The organism is Rubritalea sp. (genome assembly GCF_039830215.1).
GTDB lineage: Bacteria > Verrucomicrobiota > Verrucomicrobiia > Verrucomicrobiales > Akkermansiaceae > Rubritalea.
Genome location: NZ_JBDOPO010000136.1, coordinates 1 through 8,569 on the forward strand (window position 1 = coordinate 1; position 8,569 = coordinate 8,569).

Genomic DNA, 8,569 nt, shown 5'->3' on the forward strand with positions numbered 1-8,569 from the left:
AAACTAGTGTGAGAGAGTTTCTTTACAAAGATAATGGGAAGAAATACTTGTTATGTAATCTTGTAAGCTATTCAGTATCGGCTCCATTAGTGTTATCAAGCCAGCCACTGTTGATAGTGAATAATGGGAATTCGTGGACTCTCGTTCCTGAATTCATGCTTAACGACGATCACGACCCCAGACTCTTAAATAAACAAAAAATTGATGATTTAAGAAAGCACTTAAATGTGGCTGAGGCTAGACTTCATGGCCGGCTATTGGAAAAATCCGTCGATGGAACGAGCTTGCTCAGAAAGCCTCTGACGGTGAGAGACCGACCTCAGATTATAGCCTTTTATAAGGGCTACGTGGAAAAATTAGCGGAGCAAAAACTAGTAGACGCTGTCGGATTTATGGCTTACACATCTAAAGAACCGAAGTATTTACTATCTACCGTGGGGGCTGATGCTAAGAGATGGAAGAGTCTGACTAGTCGATCAGAGTTGCATACCGTTTTGTTAGGAAAAGAAATTGCCTTCATTGTTCTGAAGGAAAGCTACCTGGATAATACGAGTGTGGATTTCATCGCTTGCCCAGTTGTGGCTAGCAGTAAGCATGGTCATAGACTACTCCCGCATTACTTTAGGTATGAGCATGGCCGAGGAGAACAGATAGCTAACCAAAATATGCTCAAGGATATGGAGAAAGCTTTGGGAGGCGTAGTTCACAAAAATTACCTAGAGCTAGCAAAAAGTTTCACACAGATGGTAAATCAGGAACTAAAACAAGATGATTACAATGATGGAAAGTAGTGGGGGGATGGAGGTCGGAAATCATATTGAGCAGGCTATCGCCAAGGTGGTACGTGGTCAGGATGGATTGATTCGGCGTTTAGTCTGTTGTTTAGGTGCTGGCGGGCACGCCTTGCTAGAGGATTTTCCTGGTACTGGTAAAACGACATTAGCGAAGGCTCTGGCTTCAACTATTGGTGATGCTAACTTTCAGCGGATACAGTTTACCCCAGACCTTCTCCCGTCAGATATTCTCGGAGTTTCGATACTTAACCCTAAATCAGGTGAGTTTACATTTCATCGTGGTCCGATTTTTTCCAATATCTTGCTGGGGGATGAGATAAATAGATCCTCGCCACGGACGCAAAGTGCGTTGTTAGAGGTGATGGCTGAGAAGCAGGCTACTATCGAGGGGGTACGTCATGCTATGGAGGGGCTATTTTTTGTGATAGCGACGCAGAATCCAGTGGAATTTCGTGGAACCTATCCATTGCCTGAAGCTCAAATGGATAGGTTTTCTATGCTGTGCTCTTTGGGGTATGTTGGAATAGAAGATGAAATGAGTATTCTGACTGACCAACAGGGGGGGGCACATCCAGTTGAGGATGTAGAGCCAGTGGTTAGCCATGAACAAGTAATAGAATGGCAGCGTGCCGTTACCGATGTGAGAATAAGTGAGGAGCTCAAGCATTACATTGTTAGTCTCTGTGCCGCGACTAGATCTGTGGAGGATGTGAAGCTGGCTGCTAGTCCGCGTGCGTCTATATCGCTGATGAAAGTCGCGCAGGCGATGAGTTTGATGAGGGGAGTCGATTTCGTGACGCCCGAAGTAATTCAGGAAGTGGCAGTAGATGTGATAGCACATAGGCTGGTTCTAGAAAATGAATCTAAATATTCTGGCCGCACTGGCCGCTCAGTGGTTGAGGAATTACTGGCGACATTGCCGGTACCTGTGTAGGTAATTTTTTGGTTTATCTATGAGTGATAAATTGCAGAGGCGGTTGTTCCATATATACAACGTTGGTTCGTTGTTCGTATTTGGGACGAAGCAACGCGTTTCACCATTAGGTTGGCTATTGTTAGGTGGAGCTTTTTCGGTAGGCTTCATGTGTGTGATGTACCCTCGTGACACACTGTTTCGGCTTTTCGGGATACTGGTAGCGCTGATCATTGTGGCTTTTTTTGCGGCACTCTCCAGACGTTCGAAGGTGCGCGTAAGGCGGCATATGCCAGCATATGGAACTGTGGGTGAAATTCTTGAATACACGGTGGAATCCAGTAACTCTGGGAGGTTTAACCTCACCAATTATTACTTGCAGGATCTAGCTCCGGATCCACGGCCGAGTAAGGAACTCTTTTTAAATTCGCGTGAACCCGGTGAAGAATTAAGAAATGCTTTCGACCGAAGGTATTTAGCGTACCGATGGATGTGGATGACGCGCCGCCGTCTGCTCTTTAAGTCCAAGCCCATGATGGGAAAACCGTTGACTGTAGGGGGGAAGGCTTCATTTCAAATGCAGTTTTCACCATTGAGGCGAGGGGTGATTCAAATGGATAGGATGCAGCTTATATTACCCGACCCCACTGGGGTATTTCAGCGTGTGAGTGTGGTTCAGCAGGAGGCCGACACATTGATTGTTTTACCTAAACGCTACACCTTTGATGGGATAAATTTTCATGGCCAGTCGAGAAACCAGCTCGGTGGCGAATCTACCTCATCACTTGCTGGTCAGAGTGGTGAGTTTGTTTCGCTACGTGAATACCGTCCGGGTGATCCACCAAAGCATATTCATTGGCCGAGTTGGGGAAAATCTGGAAAGCCGATTATCAAAGAATACGAAGAAATCTTTTTTCCTCGTTATGGTCTAATTTTAGACACAGCGGTGCGCGCTGAGCATGAAGATGTTTTTGAGGAAGCCATTTCGATCGCTGCAACGTTTGCCTGTAGCGTGGACACAGAGCAAGCTTTGCTGGATCTGATGTTTGTCCAGCAGGGGGCGCGTGTGCATACTGTTGGTAAAAACGTAGAGCGAGTGGACAAGATGCTTGAGGTGTTGGCGGGCTTAGATATGGAGAGTAAGCCAGATTGGGAGGAATTGAGAAAAATGGTTTTGAGTCATTCGGATTCATTGACGACCTGCTTTGTCGTTTTGTGCGGATGGGATGAGCAACGAGCGCAGTTGATAAATCGCCTCGCCGCCAGTGGCGTGCAACTCTGTGTCCTATTAGTGAAATCTGGTGAGGAATCGGTGCTATTGGATGGTTGTCGTGAGCCTATCGTTGAAATAGAAGTCGGCCGGGTGGAAGCTGGACTTTCCGCTTTGACGGGGCACTAATGGTGGGGCAAAACTTTAGCAGCTCAAACAAAAGTTGTTGCGTATTTTGCCGATGACAGTATCAGTGACTTGAAAACAATATTTTAGATTTTATGGCAGACAAGGAAGATAAGAATTCGGAAAACGTAGGTGGAGCATTCTACGTAGATAGCCAGTGCATCGATTGCGATCTTTGCCGTGAGACAGCTCCTAATAACTTTACTCGTGAAGATGACGAGGGCTACTCCTATCTCTACAAGCAACCTGAAAATGACGACGAGCGCGAACAGTGTATCGAAGCTATGGAAGGCTGTCCAGTTGAGGCAATTGGTGACGATGGCGCAGAATAATAAGCCATCTGATTCAAAGAAAAAGGCACTCCCGCACACTATGAAGTGGATGCGGGAGCTTACTTTACGCCAATGGCGTCATGGGGATCCCGTTACGGACCTCAATAGAAATATCCATCAAGCCTCGGAGCACCTAGATAAGCTGCTTTCAAAAATGGGAGTGTCAGGTGGGATGGATGAACAAAAACTACGTAGTGCTTGGGTGAAGGTTGCTGGTGACTTTGTGGCCAAGCATGCCGAGCCTAAATCTCTTAATAAAGGTGTGCTGGTTCTCACTGTGATTCAGCCGTCCATGCGTTTTCATTTAGAGCAAATGAAGGGGAAGTTGCTTAAAAACTTCAGTGATGAGTTGGGCGAGGGCATCGTTAGGCAAGTTCACTTCATAGTCGGTTAATCCATTTTGATCGATTCTTGAAATTTCCCCAGACCGAGAGTATGGAGTGTGCGTGAGTTCACATGATTGGAATTGGATCTTTGATTGGTCAGGTACTTTAGTAGACGACATGGCATTGGTGATATGTGCCACCAATCATGTAATGCGAGTTTACGATAAACCGGAGTGGGATCGCGAGAGCTTCCGCAAGTGCTTTCGTTTACCGTATGAGGAATTCTATAATGAATTCATTCCTGGAGTTGAGCTCGATGAGATAGAAAATCATTTTCGCCAAGGTTTTGCATTGTCTCAGAAGGCTGTTCCAGTGCTGCAGCATGCCGAGGATTTCCTGGAGTTCTTAAAACAGCAAGAGAGCAGAATGTTTGTGCTCACCAGCATGTGCGCGACAGCTTTTTCTGAGCAAGTGACTGAGCTAAAGCTTAACCACTATTTTGAGGGGACTTATGCAGGAGTTTTGGATAAGCGCGAGCTGATTGGTGAAATACTCAAAGACAATGGGCTCGACCCCCAAAAGACCATTTTCGTCGGAGATATGACACATGATATTGAGACTGCTCACCATGGCGGAGTGTTCTCGGCTGGAGTTCTTACTGGGTATAACCAGCGCGAACTGTTGGAGTCGGTTATGCCCAATTTGATTTTAGAAGATTTAGCCGAGTTTAAAACAATTCTAACTAATGAATCTAATTGGCAGAGTTTGATGGAGGAAAAAGTATGAAGGATACAATTTTAGTAAAAGGTCTAGAGGTGCCACTTCACATTGGGGTGCCAGACGAGGAACGTGAACAACCGCAAATTCTTAAAATCCATCTTGAGTTAGTTCCTGGAAATAGCTTTTCAGGTCTGGATGACGATATAGAGAAAACTGTGAATTACTATGCGGTTTCATTACGGGTGAAAGAGCTCGCCGCTGAGCGCCCACGCAAGCTGATTGAGACGCTCGCCGAGGAAATCACAGAGATGATCCTCCGTGAGTTTGCTGTGTTAGAAGTGTTATTGGAGATCGAAAAATTCATTCTACCCGACACCGATTTTGTTGGGTTGAAGATGCTCCGTAAGCGGAGTTAGATGATTTTTAAATCCCGGTTGATACGGGTGTAAGAACCTGCTGGGAGTTGTCCAAGTGTGAGGTCCCCGATTTGGGCTCGATGTAGAGCTATGACCTTATTGCCAATGGCGTGAAACATCCTTTTTATTTGGTGGTAACGCCCTTCGTAGAGCGTGATTTCGACACTGGTGTCACTAAGAATCGTTAGCTCTACAGGGCTTGTTGTTAAGTCCTCAAAGGCGAAATAGATACCTTTAGAGAAGATCTCAGCGCAATCGTCTCTGACTGGGTCACGCAGCTGAACTTGGTAGACTTTTGGAACTTTCTTGTCTGGCTCAGTGAGCGAGCGAGACCAGCGGCCATTATTCGTGAGTAATAGCAATCCGGTGGATGCAAGGTCGAGTCTGCCTGCGATATGTAGATCAGCAGCGTATGGTTCATCAATGAGCTCGATGACTGTTGGGTGTTGCGGGTCGCTTGTTGCGCTAAGATAACCAGCTGGCTTGTGCAGCATGAGATAGATTGCTTTATTTTTCTGAAGCAGTTCTCCGTCCATTGCTACCGTGGTGAAGTGATCCACCTCGCAGCGGTGGAATAGCTCTACTTGGCCGTTGACTGAAACCACGCCAGCGTCAATTTTCTGTCGGACAGTTTTTTTACCCAAGCGAGTTTGGTGGCTCAGAAATCGATCAAGTCGCATAATGTGAAGTGCATTAAGTTTACCTTAAAAACTATAGCCCATTGAACCACTATTACGTGAATTTGTATTTCCCGAGCTCGCGCTGGATGGGCTAGGTGAGCTGGGGTAGCGACCGTATTTAGAGTCACCAGTGGTGGTTGCCGCGCCAAGTAGGCCTGTCACTGCCGCGCCAGCAGCAGCACCAGACCAGCCACCCATCAGCCCTCCAATGCCAGCACCGACGGCACCGCCTTTGACTGCGCGCGAGGTTTTTTCTGGTGTTGAGCAGCACGCCAAAGTGAAAGCCACTACGGCACACAGGGGTTTGGCTGAACTAAAATGCATGAATTTCAAAATGTTTGGAAATTTATTGATTGGGTGTGAGGTCAGGGAGGTCCTTGAGTGTCACGTAGCCTTTTGATTGCGTATCAACTTGCTTGAAGGCATCACGCAGTTCTTTGATGAAGGCCTTGTGGGCATAGACATCCTTGAGGGAGATGTAACCTTTGTTTGTAGAATCAAGAATCGGGTACTCATGTTTTGCACGCGCTTTGTCTTTGGCGTGTTTGTGGTACTCTTGTTTTGAAACTGAACCGTTACCGTCTAAATCGAATTCCTTAAATAGATTAGTGACAATGCTCTGAATGAATTCCTTTTCAGTCAGTTTACCATTGCTGTTTTTATCAAAATCGGCAAACAACGAAAGTTGGTGAGCTTCACGTTTTTTTGCGTGCGAGTCGTTAGTTGGTGCTGCATTCAGTGCGCCGCAACTTAGGATTAGGAGTGTGACCAAGGCAATTCTCATTGAGTCGGACTATGCGCAAGAATAGGCATGAGCCCAAGTAAAAAGCTCTTTTTGAGTGAAGCCTGGCACAACTGTCTTGCAAATCTGTAGTGGTACAGTATTTCAACCCGCGTTGAGAGACCTCCTTACAAACCCTGCTTGGACTGATGATGACCTTGGCTCACCCTTACCGGATGATCGCCATGCCATCTCAGTGTGCCTGCCTACGTGGGATGCTGTGCTGGGTTATGAAGAGGGGCGAGACAAAGTAATTAAGCGTTTACGCTGTGGTTACCCTCGCTTTTTCAAGCACCCTTTAGTTGAACGGCTATTTAGCACGGCAGCTGATCAGCTTGCTGTAGAGTCTGAGCGTGTTGTGGTTTTCCCTCACCGTGCTGCAGCACAGCGCGCTTTACGCTTCGTCGAAAAACGCACTGGAGCTGCTGCTCGCATTGTTAGCTACGATGGAATGCAGGCTCTGATCGTGCCCGAAGCTGCTGCTGTAGTCGCCATGGAATACTGGCGCTATACAGGCGAGATTGTGAGTAGCCGACAGGCTCTCGATGTTTTGGACGGGGACGGAGTTTGGAAGTATGATGTCACCGAGCTGCGCGAAAGAATCGCAGGCTTTGGCAGTTACGGAGCCGAAGATGTCTATCTATACGAAAGTGGAATGTCTGGAGTCTATGCTGTGCACCGTGCCGTGACCGGTATGTTTGCTGGCAAAAAGACTTTGCAGCTAGATTTCCCCTACGTCGACGTATTGAAAATTCAGAACCACTTTGGAGCTGGGGCTGTGATGCTCAACGATAGTGTAGGGGAGTCGTTCGATGAAGCGCTGAAGCGGATTAGCCAAGGCGAATTTGCCGCAGTTTTTTGTGAGGTTCCTAGTAACCCGCTATTGCGTTCTGTGGACCTTCAGAAGGTGCATCAAGCGTGCCGTGATGGGGGAGTTCCACTAGTTGTGGATGATACTATTTGTAGTGTGCTCAACGTTGACGTAGCGCGCTATGCAGATATTGTAACCACTTCTTTAAGTAAGTGGATTTCAGGGAAAGGTGACGTTCTCGCCGGCTGTATTCAGCTCGTGAAGTCTTCACCATTCTACGATGACTTTGCGCAATTTTTTGTTGATGACTGTGAAGACGGTAGCCGACTCTACGCTGCAGACGCAGCTGTGTTAGATGAAAACTCTAAAGGTTTTTTAGAAAGAATGGCACCGGTGAATGCTAATGCAATGGCATTGGTCGAGTTGCTTCAGGCACACCCTGGTGTTGACGAAATTTGGTATCCGTCACTAAGTACACCCGAGTTCTACGCTCAGGTCATGCGCGAAGGTGGAGGCTTTGGGGGACTAATCTCTTTCACCGTGAAAAACGAGAAGAGGTCAGCTAAAGTCTTTGATGCTATTGAACTTTCTAAAGGGCCGAGCTTAGGTACTGATTTTAGCTTGGTCTGCCCCTATACCTTGCTCGCGCATTACGACGAATTGGATTGGGCTGCAGGATGTGGAGTTGTATCTCACCTAATCCGCGTCTCAGTAGGTCAAGAACCGCAGGATGTTATTCTTTCTGCCTTTCAGCGTGCTCTCGATCTAGTCTAAGGCTGCGTAATTTTTTTCTGTAAGAGCTAATTTAGCTTAGGGCTGAAACTACTAATTTTTTGTTATTTTAGTTGGGGGTTAGTACGTTTGTCCGGTTTCCCATTCTTCTGCGATTTCCATAAAAACAGCGGTAACGAGGGGCTTACGTGAAGCCTCGTTGTGCAATAGCACTACGACTCTTGTCCTGTGCTTGATACAATTATTTGGCGTTTCGCACATGTTAGGTGTTCTAAGTCAGATCCAAAGATGGCTAGCGAGACTGAAGACGTTGATGCCTTCTGTAAGGTCTCTTCCAACCATCTTGCTAGCTTGGGAGCTGTACTTTTCAATGGCTTTAGCGATTTGCTCTTGAGCCGCGTTGAGATCAATGGCGCTGAAGATGCTTCTTATTGTTTCGGCTACCTCCTTTTTCATCGCTTCCTTGGGGGTGTTGGCTTGCACTTTCTGCTGATGGTGGTTCGCCATGGACTAGCAGTGAAGACACCCTTGTGAGCAGCTTTCAACCCACTGGGACATCTGAGGTGATTGATTCTGGAATACCAACTTCACGCTCTTTGGGGTTGGTAAAGAGCTCTCTGCAGTGCACGTCAGCTTCGGATAAAGCAGATAAAACATTCAGGAGCATA

The 8,569-nt window shown here is 46.8% G+C and carries 12 protein-coding genes; 8 read left to right on the plus strand and 4 right to left on the minus strand.

All coding sequences use genetic code 11. The features are described from left to right. The 7 genes from ABGY95_RS04495 to ABGY95_RS04525 all read left to right on the plus strand — a co-directional run. Positions 1 to 791, plus strand: a 791-nt coding sequence (locus ABGY95_RS04495; RefSeq protein WP_347440503.1) for a hypothetical protein, incomplete at its 5' end; no start/stop codon positions are given. Continuing rightward, positions 778 to 1,728 carry a MoxR family ATPase gene (locus ABGY95_RS04500; protein ID WP_347440504.1) on the plus strand — a complete coding sequence of 317 codons (951 nt, stop codon included), beginning with the start codon at positions 778 to 780 and terminating at the stop codon, positions 1,726 to 1,728. The genes ABGY95_RS04495 and ABGY95_RS04500, both read left to right, overlap by 14 nt. 19 nt (positions 1,729 to 1,747) lie before the next feature. Continuing rightward, a complete protein-coding gene (locus ABGY95_RS04505) occupies positions 1,748 to 3,106 on the plus strand; it encodes a DUF58 domain-containing protein (RefSeq protein ID WP_347440505.1) in 1,359 nt (452 codons plus the stop codon). A 92-nt stretch (positions 3,107 to 3,198) separates the two neighbouring features. Further along, complete coding sequence (locus ABGY95_RS04510; RefSeq protein ID WP_347440506.1) at positions 3,199 to 3,435, plus strand: ferredoxin; 237 nt, start codon at positions 3,199 to 3,201, stop codon at positions 3,433 to 3,435. Further along, positions 3,422 to 3,829, plus strand: a complete 408-nt coding sequence (locus ABGY95_RS04515; RefSeq protein ID WP_347440507.1) for a DUF721 domain-containing protein — start codon at positions 3,422 to 3,424, stop codon at positions 3,827 to 3,829. Before ABGY95_RS04510 ends, ABGY95_RS04515 begins: the two co-directional genes overlap by 14 nt. Positions 3,830 to 3,881: 52 nt before the next feature. Further along, the gene (locus tag ABGY95_RS04520) at positions 3,882 to 4,547 is read left to right on the plus strand and encodes an HAD hydrolase-like protein (protein ID WP_347440508.1); all 666 of its coding nucleotides are present in this window, start codon (positions 3,882 to 3,884) and stop codon (positions 4,545 to 4,547) included. Beyond that, on the plus strand, positions 4,544 to 4,897 hold the full coding sequence (locus ABGY95_RS04525; RefSeq protein WP_347440509.1) for a dihydroneopterin aldolase: 354 nt from the start codon (positions 4,544 to 4,546) through the stop codon (positions 4,895 to 4,897). Before ABGY95_RS04520 ends, ABGY95_RS04525 begins: the two co-directional genes overlap by 4 nt. Here the strand turns inward: ABGY95_RS04525 and ABGY95_RS04530 are convergent. The 3 genes from ABGY95_RS04530 to ABGY95_RS04540 are packed head-to-tail and all read right to left on the minus strand — an operon-like array spanning position 4,894 to position 6,361. Further along, positions 4,894 to 5,577, minus strand: coding sequence for a 16S rRNA pseudouridine(516) synthase (locus ABGY95_RS04530; protein ID WP_347440510.1), 684 nt, complete (start codon positions 5,575 to 5,577; stop codon positions 4,894 to 4,896). The two genes, ABGY95_RS04525 and ABGY95_RS04530, sit on opposite strands and share 4 nt — an antisense overlap. 24 nt (positions 5,578 to 5,601) lie before the next feature. Further along, on the minus strand, positions 5,602 to 5,901 hold the full coding sequence (locus tag ABGY95_RS04535; protein WP_347440514.1) for a hypothetical protein: 300 nt from the start codon (positions 5,899 to 5,901) through the stop codon (positions 5,602 to 5,604). A 22-nt stretch (positions 5,902 to 5,923) separates the two neighbouring features. Further along, on the minus strand, positions 5,924 to 6,361 hold the full coding sequence (locus ABGY95_RS04540) for an EF-hand domain-containing protein (protein ID WP_347440511.1): 438 nt from the start codon (positions 6,359 to 6,361) through the stop codon (positions 5,924 to 5,926). A gap of 112 nt (positions 6,362 to 6,473) precedes the next feature. On the opposite strand from ABGY95_RS04540, the gene ABGY95_RS04545 reads away from it, so the two are divergent. Further along, on the plus strand, positions 6,474 to 7,943 hold the full coding sequence (locus tag ABGY95_RS04545; protein ID WP_347440512.1) for a PLP-dependent transferase: 1,470 nt from the start codon (positions 6,474 to 6,476) through the stop codon (positions 7,941 to 7,943). 234 nt (positions 7,944 to 8,177) lie between these two features. On the opposite strand, the gene ABGY95_RS04550 is transcribed toward ABGY95_RS04545, so the two are convergent. Continuing rightward, on the minus strand, positions 8,178 to 8,357 hold the full coding sequence (locus ABGY95_RS04550; protein ID WP_347440513.1) for a hypothetical protein: 180 nt from the start codon (positions 8,355 to 8,357) through the stop codon (positions 8,178 to 8,180). Positions 8,358 to 8,569: the final 212 nt, after the last annotated feature.